The sequence below is a fragment of the Pseudomonas sp. SLFW genome (assembly GCF_009905615.1).
In the GTDB taxonomy this organism is placed as follows: Bacteria; Pseudomonadota; Gammaproteobacteria; order Pseudomonadales; family Pseudomonadaceae; genus Aquipseudomonas; species Aquipseudomonas bambusae.
In genome coordinates, this window is the sequence record NZ_JAAAKW010000007.1 from 180,893 (window position 1) to 193,985 (window position 13,093).

The window sequence follows — 13,093 nt, forward strand, 5'->3', positions numbered from 1 at the left end:
ATTCTTATTGGAGTTAGCAAAAACCTGTGGGAGCGAAGTTATTCACGAAGGGCCAGGACGTTCAACACATACGCGTCGCCTGGTCGATTGTTCGCGAATAAATTCGCTCCCACAGTTAGAAGCGTCCGCCTTCAGAGCTTCGAATGCCGACGCATAGATGACGACTGAACTACTGCCCGCGAATCTTCTCGACAATCGCCGTGGTCGAGCTGTTCTCGACCAGCCCCAGCACCCGAACCTCCCCGCCATACGCCTGCACAATCGACGCACCGACGACCTGATCCACGCTGTAATCCCCGCCTTTGACCAGCACGTCCGGCTTGACGTGGGTCAGCAGGTTTTCGGGCGTGCCTTCCGGGAAGCTGATGACCCAGTCCACGGCCCCCAGACCAGCCAGCACCGCCATGCGACGGTCGACGCTATTGATTGGGCGTCCAGGGCCTTTAAGGCGGCTGACTGATGCGTCGTCGTTAACCGCCACGATCAAACGATCGCCTTGGGCGCGAGCCTGCTCCAGGTAGGTTACGTGGCCCGCATGGAGAATGTCGAAACAACCGTTGGTGAACACGATCGTCTCGTCGTGGGCACGGGCGTCGTCGATGGCCAACAGCAGTTGGTCAAGGCTCAGCACGCCACGCTCGGATCCCTCGGCGCGCTGAATGGCGCGGCGCAGTTCAGGTGCGCTGATGGCCGCCGTACCCAGTTTGCCGACCACGATACCGGCGGCCAGGTTGGCCAGCGCTACCGCATGGGGCAATTCCTCACCGGCCGCGATGGCCGCTGCCAGCGTGGAAATCACGGTGTCGCCTGCGCCTGTCACGTCGAACACTTCGCGGGCTCGGGCAGGCAGGTGCAACGCCTGCTGATCGGGACGCAACAGGGTCATGCCGTGCTCGCCACGGGTGACCAGCAACGCACCCAACTCAAGCTCGGACATCAGTTGCGCGCCCTTCGCGACCAATTCGGCCTCATCGACACAATGGCCGACGATGGCTTCGAATTCGCTGAGGTTCGGGGTGATGACACTCGCGCCACGGTAGATCGCGAAATCCTTGCCTTTCGGGTCCGCCAGCACAGGAATGCCCCGGTCGCGAGCGGCCTTGATCAGCACTTGATGGTTTTTTAGCGCGCCTTTGCCGTAGTCGGACAGGACCAGCACCTTGACGCCCTCAAGCAGGGAATCGACTTCATCGCTCAAAGCGAGCGCGTCGGTGGCGAACGGTTCTTCGAAATCGATGCGCAGCAGTTGCTGATGGCGGCTCATGACGCGCAGTTTGACGATGGTTGGCTGATGAGCGATCTGCTGGAAACGTGCAGTCACGCCTGCGGCCTTGAGGCTGTTGCTCAAGCTTTCAGCGGCTTCGTCCTGGCCAGTCACGCCAACGAGCGAGGCTTTGGCCCCCAGTGCGGCGATGTTCAACGCCACGTTGGCGGCGCCGCCGGGACGGTCTTCGATCTGATCGACCTTGACCACTGGCACCGGGGCCTCAGGTGAAATCCTTGAGGTACCGCCATGCCAGTAGCGGTCGAGCATGACATCGCCCACTACCAGAACTGGTGCCTGATCGAAACGCGGCATGGACAACTTCATCGAACAACCCGTAACTAAGAATGAACAGGGGCGGAATCTTAGCACAGGGTTTCAATGGCTTGAGGCAGGAAGGGAAACTCGGTGTGACAGTCAGTGCCGATCACGGGTGTAGGAACGACACAACGCCATGTAGGAGCGCGCTTGCCCGCGAACTGGGTTGTGTCATTCGGTATTTGCGTATCTGGTCTGGCGCTATCGCGAGCAAGCTCACTCCTACAGGGTCGAAGGTCGCCCCGACATGTCGGGACAACACGGTTCGTTGTAGGAGCGAGCTTGCTCGCGATGACGGCTGGCCACGCAAAATTAAGGACAGTCGTTTACACCGCACCGACCGGCGCAGGCTCGTCCAGACCCATGGCGTGCAGGCGGGCGTAGTAGCCGTTCTGCACAAGCAGTTGTGCATGGGTGCCACGCTCGACGATACGGCCCTGATCCATGACCAGAATCAGATCGGCCCGCTCAATGGTGGACAGCCGATGCGCGATGACCAGCGTGGTACGGCCTTTCATCACGTGGTCCAGCGCGGCCTGAATGTGCCGCTCGGACTCGGTGTCCAGCGCCGAGGTCGCTTCGTCGAGAATCAGCAGCGGAGCGTTTTTCAACAAGGCGCGCGCAATGGCCAGACGCTGACGTTGGCCACCCGACAGCAGTACACCGTTTTCACCCACCTGCGTATCAAACCCTTCGGGGAGCTGATCGACAAACTCCCTGGCATAGGCGTCCGCTGCAGCGGCTTCGATGTCGGCACGCGGCGCATCGGCCAGATCACCGTAGGCGATGTTATTGGCAACGCTGTCGTTGAACAGGGTTACGTTCTGATTCACCTGAGCCACATGCTTGCGAAGGTTACGCAAGCGATAGTTCTCGATCTCGACGCCATCGAGCAGGATCTCGCCCGAAGTGTGGTGATAAAAACGCGGAATCAAGTTCGCAAGCGTCGATTTGCCACTGCCCGAGCGGCCGACCAACGCAATCATCTGCCCCGGCGCTGCCGAGAAGCTGATGTCGTGCAAAACCTGACGCTCGGTCTCGGGGTAGGTGAAGCTTAAATTGCGGATTTCCAGATGCCCCTGCACCCGATCCAGCTCCACCGTTCCGGTGTCCACTTCCGGCTCTTCATCGAGCTGTTCGAAAATGCTTTCCGCGCCCGCAACACCTTTCTGGATCGTCGAGCTGACTTCGGAAAGCTGACGAATCGGCTTGGGCAGCAAGCCTGCCGCCGTGATGTAGGCCACCAGATCGCCCGCCGTCGCATCGCCACGCAGCCACAGCACCAGAAACATCAGCACGGCCATGGCGGTGTAGATCACCAGTTGCAGCATCGGGGTGTAGATCGACCCCGTCTTGGTCATGCGCAGCTGTTTGTCGGTGTTGCTGGTGGAGGCCTTGGCGAAACGCTCTTCTTCATACGCCTCGCCGCCAAAGCTGCGAACGACGCGATAGCCCTGAATGGTCTCGGAAGCGACGTGGGTCACATCCCCCATCGCCACCTGGATTTTCTTGCTCTGCTTACGGAATTTCTTGCTGGAGCTGCCGACCATCACGGCGATCAACGGCAGGATCGCCAGCATGACAATCGTCAGTTTCCAGTTCATCCACACCAGATAGAAGAACAGGAACACGATGGTCAGGCCTTCGCGGATCACCACTTTGATCGCGTCGGTCGCCGCACCGGTGACCATGGTCACGTTGAAAGTAATGCGTGAAATCAGGTGCCCGGTATTGTGGGTGTCGAAATAGCGATTGGGCAGGACCAGCAGTTTGTTGAACAACTCGACCCGCAGGTCGTGGACCAGGCCCAGCGAGACCTTGGCCAGGAAATAGTTGCCCAGATACGACCCCAAGCCCTGCCACGCCGCGATCAAGACGATCAGCAACGGCACAGCCTGCAGCAATTGCAGGTCCTTGAGGTATGGCGTGTCGGGAAACAGCGCCGCTTCGGGATTGGTCAGTCCATCGACGAAATATTTGAGAATGCCGGCCAGCATGGGCTGGGTCGAGGCGAAAATGACGAAACCGACGATGCTGAGCAGGAAGACGCCCACGTAAGGCTTCACGTAGGTCAGCAGTCGGAGATAGATTTTCAGGCTTGAGGATTCGCGGTTCTCTGGCGTGCTCATAGTCATCGATACGATAAAAAGAGCCGGAATACTAACACATGGGCGGGGGGTTGGGCCTCAGGCGGCAGGCTGGGGTATGATGGCGGCCATTTTCGAAGGAGCCCGCATGCGCGCACTCGCCTACTCTGACTACCAAGCCTTACGCAGAGATGCCGAAGTCATTGAAGCCGACTTCTTCGGAGACAAGGTGCTCCGCCTCACCGACGGCAACTTCATGAAGCTGTTCCGGCGCAAACGCCTGATCTCCTCCGCAGCGTTCTTTCCCTACGCCAAGCGTTTCGCCAAAAACGCGCTGACCCTTCGCAAACGCGGCATTCCGTGCCCGGACGTGCTCGACACCTACCGGGTGGCGGATATTGCGCGCGACGTGGTGCATTACCAGCCGCTGCCGGGGCTGACCCTGCGTCAACTGATCGCCGACCCCGCGCATTTTCAGGACGCCACGCTGCTGCGCACATTCGGTCGTTTCGTGGCTGAATTGCACAATCAGGGCATCTACTTTCGTTCGCTGCACTTGGGCAACGTGGTAATGACCCCGGAAAACGAACTGGGGCTGATCGACATCGCCGACATGAAGACCCTGCGTCGTCCGCTGCGCAAAAACCTGTGCCTGCGCAATTTCCAGCACATGCGTCGCTACAAGAGCGACCATGCGTGGCTGCTTCAGCAGGATGGGGATCTGTTCTTCGAGAGTTACATCGAGCACAGTGCGCATCAGTGGAAACGCCAACTGCTCAGCGAGCACCTGGCGTTGGCGAAGGCGTAACGTGGGAATGGCTAGCTGAGCGCGGCCTTTTTCTCGGATTTACCGAGGCACAGCGACAGCACGAACGGCATCCACACCACCATCCACATGGCGCGCGCCCGGCCAAACACGGTGAACACGTCAAACTGCACGGCGACGGTGGCGAATACCCAGATCATCAGGATGGCCATGCCCAACGCCTCGTTGCGGTGACGCCAGGCACGCAGGCCCAACCACAGCCACAAGACGATCCACAGCGCCGTAAACGGAATGCCGTACTGCACGGCCGTGTCGAGCATCAGGTTGTGACAATGGCCGAAAATGACACCGCCGGCCGAGACTTCGTAATCACTGCTCAGACCAATGCCCAGCCAAGGTCGCTGGTGAATCAAGTCGATGGCCCCCTTGATCAGCACCGTGCGCTCGGAATCGCCCCGCTGCAGGATCGACGGTTCAAAAATGGCCAGGGCGACGGCGGCGACCAGCGCCAGAATCGCGAGAGTTCGATAGAACCGCCCGCCACCCAGCAACACGACCACGGCGGCCACGGCCATCAGCGAAACAATCGAGCCCCGGCTGCCGGTCAGGATGACGAAGGCGACCGAACACGCCTGAAGCAGCGCCCATAGAACACGCCCACTGGTTTTTTGCGGCCACCACGTACAGCTGAGCACCACCAGTGCGGCGATGGTGTAACCCGCAGGATTGGGGTTGTCCATGAAACCGCCGAAGCCGTACATCCGGTCGATGCCACGAATCGGGTAGGCGATCAGCGCAGCCAGAGAATACAGCCCCCCCAGCCCACCCCACAGAATCAGCATGCTTTGCAGGGGTCGATTGAACGTCCGCCCCCAGACGATCCAGCCCAGAATCAGCATGAGAAAGAACAGTTCGCGCTTGATGATGGTCAAGTAGCGCTCCGCCCCGTCACTCCACGCGAGTGAAATCAGCGACCAGATGAACAACAGCAGAAACAGCCAGAGCTCGCGACGGTTGAGCACCGTGTGGCGAAACTCGCCGAAATACCGGGCGATAAGGTAGAGACAGGGTAGGTAAACGAACGCGGTCAGCAGCCAACTGTAGAACTTCATCGTGGGTGTCAGCAGAACACCCGCGACACTCCAGAACAAACCGAAGGCCAGTACCACACCGGCCAAGCCAAGATGCGCGCTGACCGTACGAAGCTGCTCACTACCCTGTGTGAAAACGCGGCTAACCCATGGCTGATTCTGTAGGGACTGACTCACTGTGCACCCTTGGGCTTACGGTATTTGAAAACGAAGTGTCGGAACCGCTTCCATGTCACGCGGTTCCAGCGGTGCACGGGCACACTGGCGAACAGGCTGCGAGCGAACGGTTTGTCCGCCACGACCGACTCTTTCAACGCCTTGTTGATGATCGCCAGACGGCCCGCTTCATAGGCAGGATTGTCCTGGTAGGCCTCGATCACTTTCAGGTCATAGATCAGCTGACTCTTATACGCCGTCTTGGAGATGTTGGTGTCGTGGCGTCGATACAGCGTGACTCGGTCCGGCAAAATATGCACCTGATAGCCCGCCTTGGCGATGCGCAGGGTCATCTGGAAATCCTGGACCTTGATTGTGGGGTCATAGCCGCCCACGTTGTCGATGGCTTCGCGCCGGTACATGGCGACCGGGCCGCCGACGGCATAGGCATCGGCCAACAGCTCGTCGAAGCTCCAGCGCTGGACCGGCGCATGGCTGGCCACCTTGTGCTTGAGGGGATTGCCAACGGAGTCGATGTAGATGACCTTCGCACCGAGCAACCCGACTTCCGGGTGCTCTTGCATGTAGCTGACCTGGCGGCGAATTCGTCCGGCCAGCATCACGTCATCGGAATCGTGGGTCACCACCAGATCGCCACGGGCGTGGCTCAAGGCGTTGTTGAGCGCGGCGCTGACGCCCTGGTTGTCCTGCTGATAGAACTGAAAATCATGAACCTTGCGCAGCGCTTCGATTTTCTCCGCGCTGGCGTCGGTGGAGCCGTCGTTGACGACGATCAGCTCAAAATTGTCGTAGTCCTGCTCCAGCACGCTAAGCAGGGACTCCTCGATGTAACGCTCATGGTTGAAACACGGCACTAAAATCGAGACTAATGGCCATTTCATACCCGCACTCGATCCTTGGCTTCTGGCTGCGCCTTCAATGGCCACATTTCTGAAGGCTGACGACGGATGTCCTGGCAACCTGACAGTGTGAAAAATGGCATGCGGAGATTATCTGGTTTCAAATTAATATCATTATATTCAGCGCATGAACCGTTCAAATCAAATCCCTAATGCTGCCCGCAGCCTCTCGACACCGCTCACTGGCGCCTGCTCGCGCAATGCCGGCTCAAGCTCACGCACGATGCGTGCGCCAATCGCCCCGAATCCAAACTGAGACACTGCCAGATCGCGCCCGTTGACCGCAATACGCGCAGCAAGACTCGGATCATCCCGCAGGATCGCGAGCTTTTTCTGTAATTGGGGTATGTCGCTGTAAAACACCACGTTGTGCATGTCTTGCAGGCCCAGCGCACGGCTCTCGGCGTCGCCTTGATCATAGGCAAACAGCACACAACCACAGGCCATTGCCTCGAAATTCTTGATCATGAATTCGCCCATGCCGACGTCTGCACTCACGAAGAAACGGATGCGGTTCAGGGTGTCGCCGTATTCCTGGCCGGACTTGGTGCGGGTCACCACCAGTTTCTCGACCTGGCCAAGCTCGTCGAGCAATGCCTTGCGACCGCTGTAGGCGACGCTATTGGTGCTGCCGACGAATGCCAGTTCGATGTCCCGCTCACGGCCTTGGTCGCTGAGCAACGTCTGATCGTAGCCCTTGGGCACGAACACCGCGTCAAAACCTTCTTCTCTCAGGCGCTCGCTGACCACGAAACCGGAACTGAGAACGCGCACCCACGGCAGCTTGCGGTAATGCGCGCTGAACTTGCCGGTGTACTTGCAAGGGATGTAGTTCTGATAGGCATCGTGTTCAAGGATCACCAGATTGGGGACCGTACGGATGAAGCCCGCCTGACGGATTTCCTGCTTGAACCGCAGGAAGAACACGATACGGTCGTATTTCTTGACGTCCACATGCTGGCGGAAATAGCGGCGCAGGTTGCGCTGCTCGTCAGAGGTCAGCCAACGCAGGTCACACTCGCAATGGGCTGCGACGCCTTCGTAAAGACGATCCAGAATGGCACGTTGCTCTTTCTGGACCAGAAACAAAACCTTCATGGGCTTCCTTTTAAAACCAGATCACTACCCGCCCGGCCGCTCAATCCCCGTTTCGGGGCAGAGGGCAATCAGATTTCCTTGCGCCAGAACAGTTCGTGCCGGCGCACGGCCTTTCTGAAAAATTCGTTTTCGCCTTCCGCCGGCCAGTGGCGACCGGCCAGCTTTTTCTGCAACCAGCGCCGAATGCGACGTTTGAGCGGCGCCGGCGGCTGCAGGTCATGCATCATACCCAAGGCCATGGCCTTGTCTCGCTGCCGTTCGTTATCCAGCTCGATACTGTAAGGCACCAATTCCTGCGCAGGATCGAACACCGGCGGCAAGGCGACCCCGCTATAGACATCGCCCATCGGCCAACGATCGTTGTCATGAAGATGATTCGCGTAACCGAGTATCACGCTCGGTTGCCAGGCCAGTCCTTGCAACGCTTCCAGCACCGCCGCCTGCGAACAGATGTGGTCTGGATGCGGGTCGATGGTGGCGTGAGGCATGACCAACACTTCAGGCCTGGCCTCCAACAGCAGCGCGCGCAGATCGGCAATCAGGTTATTCCACGTCGGTGCGCCATCGGCATCGCCCGGCAACGTCAGCGTATTGAACTGCCTGAACAGTCGGGTATCGCACAGATCCGCTTCCCGGGAGGCGATCGGCTGATCGGGGGCCGCCTGCATCGCAGGCAATTGAAGGCAGAAGTAGCCCAGCTGAACGCAGCGGGATTCGGGCACTCCAGCCCAGCGCGGGACGGTGATGCTGTCCCACGCACGCAGCCGGCCCTTGGTCCGCGCCGCTTCGGCCGGAGCCATGCCCATCTCCTGATAGTGTTCGGCCTCGATTTCACCCGCGGTGAGTGTGACGATCCAGCTTTCTTCAGCCTGGCTGTACAGACCAAATGCCGCCAGTTCGGCGTCATCGGCGTGGGGCGCGATGACCATCACACGCTGGCGGCGGGCGTCGGGATGGGCAAACGACCACAACCGGGGCTCGCCCTGAATGCTGCAGCGGCGCCCGCGAATACGCAGTTCGTTGGCGGTGAGCGCCGCGCTGAGCCCCGTGAGATTCAGATAGCGAAGCCCCTTCACACCCCGCTCGAAAGCTTGACTGTCGTGCAGATCGCCGCCGATCAACTCAACCGATGGGTCGAAGAAGCGCCCCAGCCATGAGCTCTTGATGCGCAACGCCAGAATCAGGGTTTCATCGCCGCTCAGCGGGGGCAGTTGATCGACCAGCAACCGATCACCCTGCACGCAGACCCCTGCCACCTCGTTCTGCGCGGGCAGCCGATACTGGTAATCGTCGCTCGGCGCGTAGAACAGATGATCGGAAAACCAGGCCTCATGAGCGACCCACCCCAGTAGCGCCAACACCGGTGGCAGCCACCAGGCGACGAGTACACCGAACAGCACCAGAATCGCCAATGCCACCAGCAGCGCCACACGCTTGTTGCGGCGGTGGCGCTTGAGCAATGCCTGTTTGCGGCTCAACGTTGAAATACCGGAACGGGGTTGCACCAACGATCCTTATACTCACGATCGGCGCGACCAAACGAGAAACGCAAGGCCTTGCCCCGCGCCCGTGCGTCTTCCCAGGCGCTTTGGGTGTTGAGAAAGCTCAACACACTGCCTGGGCTGAAATCGCGGGTTTCGGGGTCAACGCCGCCGTTGACGTATTCGATGCTGATCCACTCCGGCGCTTCGACGCGGTAGATCAGTTGAATGGCAATGGGCGCGTCATTCAGAAAGATCACCGAGCCGATCAGCAGATCGCGCAGCAGCTCGACCACCTCGGCCATGCGCTCGGCGCCCGTGGCAGCGAACCCCCACCGGCGCTGAAACAGATCGCAGTACATGCGGGCAATGTCGGCGCTGTTGAAGTCGGTGATAGGACGCACCACACCGCCCGCCTCTTCCAGCAGACGCAGCTCGCGGCGCTGGTTGTAGCGAAACTTCTTGGAGAGGTCTTCGGGTGCGCGGGCCATCGCCAAAGACTCGGTCTGCGGCAGGAGTTCGGCAAAACGCCCCTGATTCAGCTCCGAGAGATAACGGCCGCGATGACGCAACGGGGCTTGGGTATCGGCAGCGGCGGGCAAAATCAGCTCAGCATTGCCCAGATCGAACAGGCCTTTTTTGCCGCGGCTTTTCAGCACGTCTTTGGACAGCGCCAGCGAACGCCCCCACGTCGGGATCGCGGCCTTCAACTCACCGCCTTGCGACCAGCCCAGATAACGCACGGGGATGTCAGCCAACCCGGCCAATCGCTCAACCACCAGAGGATGCGTGGCGACACTGCCGCCAAATCGGTCCCAGGCGCCCTGATACGCAGCCGCGTCGATGGGTGTCCAGCCACGTTCTCGCCAGGCTTGAAAACGATTGAGCATCAGGACTCCGCAGTCAGGTCGGTGACTTGCGGCAAACGCCAGAAGACGTTGCGAACGGCGTCGTCTGAGAACCGTTCACGCACACGATCCAGCATCATCTCGGCACAGGCATTTCGCTGTTCGGCATCCAGTCGCGACAGGTGCGCCAGGCCTTGGGCCAGGTGCTCGGCGTCGCCCAGCGGGAAGAGAATACCCACGCTTTCGACCACTTCCTTGGCACCGCCCGCCGCCGTGGCAATCACCGGCACGCCCGCGACCATGGCTTCCAGCAGGACCATGCCGAAGGGTTCGTGATCGGAACTGAGGGCAAACGCATCGAACGCCTTGAAATAGCGGCTGGCCAGGGGCACCTGACCTAGCAGCATGACCTGCCGACCGATGCCCAGCTCCATCGCCAGCTCTTTCAGGTCCTGCTCAAGACGCCCCTTGCCCAAAATCACCAGTTGGCTGTCAGCAGGCAGGTTGGGAAGTGCCTGCGCAAAACCGCGCAGCAGCGTGGCCTGATCCTTGTCAGGGTGAAGACGACCGACGTTTCCCACGACCCACGAGCCTTGCGGCAAGCCCAACGCTTCGCGAGCCTCTTCGCGTGACGCTTGGGTTGCGGCGAGTTGATCGATGTCAATGCGGTTATAAAGCGTTTGAATACGTCCGGTCGGCCATTTCGGCAGACACTTGCGCAGATCGTCCCGCACCGCATCGGACACGCCGAGCAGGCTCAAACGCATACGAAACAGGTGAGCGAACAGTTTTCGGCTGCGTCGCTCGTAGTCGCCAAAAGCGTGATGCACGCCGATCACCGGCAAGCGCGTGGCCAGTAAAGCGATGTAGATGGGCTTGAAACGATGGGCAATGCAGAACGCGAAATCCCGGGAGGCGGCGATTTTGCGCAAGTCACGGATGGCGCCCAGCTTCAGGCCACGAATGGCCTTGGAGCTGTATTCCATGAACAGGACTTCATCCGACGAGCAGCCCGCTGCGACATCAGGGTCGGCAGCGCCCGTCAGGAATACCGTAGTGACCCGGTATCCCTTGCCCGCGAACAGGCTGGCGTATTGACGGGCACAGTCGAGGAACGGCCCGTCATAGCCGTGGCAGAACTGCAACACATGCCGCTCAGCCGAGCGTGTCATAAGCGTCCGCGCCGTCTTTGACTACCAGGATGTCTTCCATGATCAGGTACTGCAGGTCCGAGCCGAAGAACATGTTCAGCGCGTCGGTTGGCGAGCAGATCATCGGTTCGCCGCGACGGTTGAGCGAGGTGTTCAGCGACACGCCGTTGCCGGTCAGGTTTTCCAGCGCCTTCATCATGTCGTAGTAACGCGGGTTGTATTCGCGCTTCAGGACCTGGGCACGGGACGTACCGTCTTCGTGGACGACTTCCGGCACGCGGGTCTTCCACTCTTCGGCGACTTCGAAGGTGAAGGTCATGAACGGCGCAGGGTGATCGATCTTGATCATCTGCGGCGCCACGGTGTCGAGCATCGACGGGCAGAAAGGCCTCCAGCGCTCGCGGAACTTGATCTGGTGGTTGATGCGGTCGGCCACACCGGCCACGCTCGGGCAACCGATGATCGAACGACCGCCCAACGCACGTGGACCGAACTCCATGCGTCCCTGGAACCAGGCGACAGGGTTGCCGTCGACCATGATTTTGGCGATCTGCTCCGGCATGTTGTCGAGCTTGCGCCATGCAGGCGCGCTCGGGTGACGGGCACAGGCGGCGATAACGTCTTCGTTGCTGTACGAAGGGCCGAGGTAGACGTGTTCCATCTTCTCGACCGGCACACCACGGGCGTGAGAAACATAGGCCGCTGCACCGACCGCTGTACCGGCGTCACCGGACGCGGGCTGAACGAACAGCTCTTTCACTTCCGGACGGGCGATGATCTTCTGGTTCAGCTTCACGTTCAGCGCGCAGCCACCGGCGAAGGCAATCTTGCCGGTTTCCTTGAGGATGTCGCCCAGGTAGTGATCCATCATTTGCAGCGCCAGCTTCTCGAACAGCGCCTGCATGCTGGCCGCGTAGTGGATGTACGGCTCGTCGGCGATGTCGCCTTCGCGCTTCGGACCCAGCCATTCGATCAGCTTCGGCGAGAAATAGAAGCCTTTGCCTTTCTCTTTATAACGGCGCAGACCGATGACGTTGGCGTATTCGGTGTTGATCACCAATTCGCCGTTTTCGAAGCTCGCCAGACGCGAGAAATCGTATTTGGACGCATCGCCGTATGGCGCCATGCCCATGACCTTGAACTCGCCGTCGAGCATTTCGAAGCCGAGGAACTCAGTGATCGCACCGTACAGGCCACCGAGGGAGTCCGGGTCGTAGAACTCCTTGATCTTGTGGATCTTGCCGTTCTCGCCATAACCGAAGAAGGTCGTGGCGTACTCACCCTTGCCGTCGATGCCCAGAATCGCGGTTTTCTCTTTGAAACCGGAGCAGTGATAAGCGCTGGAGGCGTGAGCCAGGTGGTGCTCGACCGGCTCGATCTTGACTTTTTTCGGGTCGAAGCCCAGTTGCTCGAGGCACCAGACGATCTTGTTGCGATAGCGCTTGTAGCGACGGTTGCCCATCAGGATGGCGTCGAGCGCGCGGTCCGGGGCGTACCAGTAACGCTTGGCGTAGTGCCAACGCGCTTCGCCGAACAGGCTGATCGGGGCAAACGGGATGGCCACCACATCGACATCAGACGGTTTGATACCAGCCTGCTCAAGACAGAACTTCGCAGACTCGTACGGCATGCGGTTCTTTGCGTGCTTGTCGCGAACGAAGCGCTCTTCCTCGGCGGCTGCAATCAGCTTGCCGTCGATGTAAAGGGCTGCGGAAGGATCATGGCTAAGGGCGCCGGACAGGCCAAGGATCGTCAATGCCACTAGGGTCTAGCCTCTTAAAGTCTGCAAGCAGGCGTCGTGCGCCTGACAAATAAGGTGCGCCTGGCGCGGGTGCGGCGGGCAGCTAAAGGGCGGGATTATAGCGTAATGAACTGCGATATGGCGCAGCCCGAACAAAACCGCTTCAGGACAC

The 13,093-nt window shown here is 59.9% G+C and carries 10 protein-coding genes; 1 reads left to right on the plus strand and 9 read right to left on the minus strand.

The genetic code is table 11. The features are described from left to right. Positions 1 to 169 precede the first annotated feature (169 nt). The gene (hldE, locus tag GVN17_RS14975) at positions 170 to 1,591 is read right to left on the minus strand and encodes a bifunctional D-glycero-beta-D-manno-heptose-7-phosphate kinase/D-glycero-beta-D-manno-heptose 1-phosphate adenylyltransferase HldE (protein WP_166596047.1); all 1,422 of its coding nucleotides are present in this window, start codon (positions 1,589 to 1,591) and stop codon (positions 170 to 172) included. Between the two features lie 317 nt (positions 1,592 to 1,908). Next, complete coding sequence (gene msbA / locus GVN17_RS14980; protein WP_166596048.1) at positions 1,909 to 3,711, minus strand: lipid A export permease/ATP-binding protein MsbA; 1,803 nt, start codon at positions 3,709 to 3,711, stop codon at positions 1,909 to 1,911. Positions 3,712 to 3,817: 106 nt separating this feature from the next. Between msbA and GVN17_RS14985 the strand changes: the two genes are divergently transcribed. After that, positions 3,818 to 4,477 carry a toluene tolerance protein gene (locus GVN17_RS14985; RefSeq protein WP_166596049.1) on the plus strand — a complete coding sequence of 220 codons (660 nt, stop codon included), beginning with the start codon at positions 3,818 to 3,820 and terminating at the stop codon, positions 4,475 to 4,477. A gap of 11 nt (positions 4,478 to 4,488) precedes the next feature. Here GVN17_RS14985 and GVN17_RS29815 read toward each other — a convergent pair whose 3' ends face one another. The 7 genes from GVN17_RS29815 to GVN17_RS15020 form a co-directional block, all read right to left on the minus strand. Further along, the gene (locus GVN17_RS29815) at positions 4,489 to 5,703 is read right to left on the minus strand and encodes an O-antigen ligase family protein (protein WP_166596050.1); all 1,215 of its coding nucleotides are present in this window, start codon (positions 5,701 to 5,703) and stop codon (positions 4,489 to 4,491) included. Further along, positions 5,700 to 6,584, minus strand: coding sequence for a glycosyltransferase family A protein (locus tag GVN17_RS14995; RefSeq protein WP_166596051.1), 885 nt, complete (start codon positions 6,582 to 6,584; stop codon positions 5,700 to 5,702). Before GVN17_RS14995 ends, GVN17_RS29815 begins: the two co-directional genes overlap by 4 nt. 159 nt (positions 6,585 to 6,743) lie before the next feature. After that, positions 6,744 to 7,700, minus strand: coding sequence for a glycosyltransferase (locus GVN17_RS15000; RefSeq protein ID WP_166596052.1), 957 nt, complete (start codon positions 7,698 to 7,700; stop codon positions 6,744 to 6,746). Between the two features lie 68 nt (positions 7,701 to 7,768). Next, a complete protein-coding gene (locus tag GVN17_RS15005) occupies positions 7,769 to 9,178 on the minus strand; it encodes a PIG-L deacetylase family protein (protein ID WP_166596143.1) in 1,410 nt (469 codons plus the stop codon). Then, positions 9,175 to 10,071, minus strand: a complete 897-nt coding sequence (locus GVN17_RS15010; RefSeq protein WP_166596053.1) for an antimicrobial resistance protein Mig-14 — start codon at positions 10,069 to 10,071, stop codon at positions 9,175 to 9,177. The genes GVN17_RS15005 and GVN17_RS15010 overlap by 4 nt, the downstream gene beginning before the upstream one ends. Further along, positions 10,071 to 11,201 (minus strand): glycosyltransferase, encoded by a 1,131-nt coding sequence (locus GVN17_RS15015; RefSeq protein WP_166596054.1) that lies wholly within the window; start codon positions 11,199 to 11,201, stop codon positions 10,071 to 10,073. Before GVN17_RS15015 ends, GVN17_RS15010 begins: the two co-directional genes overlap by 1 nt. Further along, positions 11,185 to 12,942 (minus strand): carbamoyltransferase, encoded by a 1,758-nt coding sequence (locus GVN17_RS15020; RefSeq protein ID WP_166596055.1) that lies wholly within the window; start codon positions 12,940 to 12,942, stop codon positions 11,185 to 11,187. The genes GVN17_RS15015 and GVN17_RS15020 overlap by 17 nt, the downstream gene beginning before the upstream one ends. Positions 12,943 to 13,093 lie beyond the last annotated feature (151 nt).

Excerpts from the sequence above, each read along its gene's own strand:
- hldE (WP_166596047.1), bottom strand. The coding sequence starts at position 1,591 with ATGAAGTTGTCCATGCCGCGTTTCGATCAGGCACCAGTTCTGGTAGTG.
- msbA (WP_166596048.1), bottom strand. The coding sequence starts at position 3,711 with ATGAGCACGCCAGAGAACCGCGAATCCTCAAGCCTGAAAATCTATCTC.
- GVN17_RS14985 (WP_166596049.1), top strand. The coding sequence starts at position 3,818 with ATGCGCGCACTCGCCTACTCTGACTACCAAGCCTTACGCAGAGATGCC.
- GVN17_RS14995 (WP_166596051.1), bottom strand. The coding sequence starts at position 6,584 with ATGAAATGGCCATTAGTCTCGATTTTAGTGCCGTGTTTCAACCATGAG.
- GVN17_RS15000 (WP_166596052.1), bottom strand. The coding sequence starts at position 7,700 with ATGAAGGTTTTGTTTCTGGTCCAGAAAGAGCAACGTGCCATTCTGGAT.
- GVN17_RS15010 (WP_166596053.1), bottom strand. The coding sequence starts at position 10,071 with ATGCTCAATCGTTTTCAAGCCTGGCGAGAACGTGGCTGGACACCCATC.
- GVN17_RS15015 (WP_166596054.1), bottom strand. The coding sequence starts at position 11,201 with ATGACACGCTCGGCTGAGCGGCATGTGTTGCAGTTCTGCCACGGCTAT.